This is a genomic window from Campylobacter sp. CNRCH_2007_0968H (assembly GCF_025773245.1).
GTDB lineage: Bacteria > Campylobacterota > Campylobacteria > Campylobacterales > Campylobacteraceae > Campylobacter_D > Campylobacter_D lari_D.
On record NZ_JAKMTQ010000043.1, the window covers coordinates 1 to 1,203 of the forward strand.

The window sequence follows — 1,203 nt, forward strand, 5'->3', positions numbered from 1 at the left end:
CATAGCACCTAATTCATCATTAGTCTTAACATCTATCATAGCAGAATCTTTGGTTTTATGATTGATAAAGTCAAAGAAAGAGTTAAGGCCGGTTTGGATTTTTTGAAGTGGAGAAAGATTATAATTAATCATAAATCTTATAATTACAAGAGCAATTACCAAGCTTATAACACCAATAATGATTTGTTGTATTAAAGCTTTATTTACCGGGTCTTTATAGATTTTTTCATCCGCAATCACACAAACATTGTATCCTGTTGAAGATTTCTGACAAATCACAGCCTTGCGAGGAGCATTTCCATCTTCAATTAACATTGGTGAGCTTGAAAGAAGTCCTGATTTTCCTTCAGGTGTTGAAAGATATGATTTTACTATATTTTGACTTAATTCATTTTTTGTTAATAATGCCTCAGAAGATTCATGAAAAAGTATAGTTCCATCATTATCTAAAACCACAGTATATCCGCTTTGTGACCTTCCCATTGATAATACATTATCTGAAAAAGTATTTAAATCATAATTTCCACCTACTGCACCTATAAATTTACCATTAACAACTATAGGATATGAAAAAGATAAAGAAGGAGCTTTTAAGCTAGGGGCAATATAAGGCTTTGATATTACAACTTTGTTTTCTCCAGAAGCAACACTTGTGTACCAACTTCTTGTTCTAGGATCATAGCCATCAGATGGCATTTGATGGTTTCCATTTGATCTAATCATTGCACCATTGTGTGCAAGTCCTACATATAGCACATCAAAACGACTAGCTTCTTTTGCAACTTTAACCATAGTGTAAATTTCTTCTAAACTCGCATTAGGATTTTTTTGCAATTCAGAGGCGACAGATCTAATAGCATCGCTTCTTGAAGCAGTGTAGTCATCAAAATTCTTTAAAACATCTTGCATTGTTTTAACTTGTATATCATTGATGAGTTTTTGAACATCATGCTTTACTTCGGCATAATTAAATGCATTTGCTATAAATAAAATAGCTATAATTGCTAAAAAAACAAAAAAAGTTAATTTTCCCGTTAAACTTCTTGTAATGTTTTTCATAATGAATTATCCTTGTTTAAAAATTGTAAATTTTAAGGGAAAAATTATCTTGTATTATTTTTAATAAAAAAATGCATTATTTAAATATAAAAAAACTATTTTTTAATAAAAAAATTATAAAAAATAACAATCACATCCAATCAA

At 29.3% G+C, this 1,203-nt stretch carries 1 protein-coding gene; it reads right to left on the reverse strand.

Annotation, left to right across the window (positions count from 1 at the left end):
- Window positions 1-1,059 (reverse strand): cache domain-containing protein (locus L8Y18_RS08530; protein WP_263676663.1); only part of this gene is annotated, 1,059 nt, incomplete at its 3' end.
- Between the last annotated feature and the right edge of the window lie 144 nt (window positions 1,060-1,203).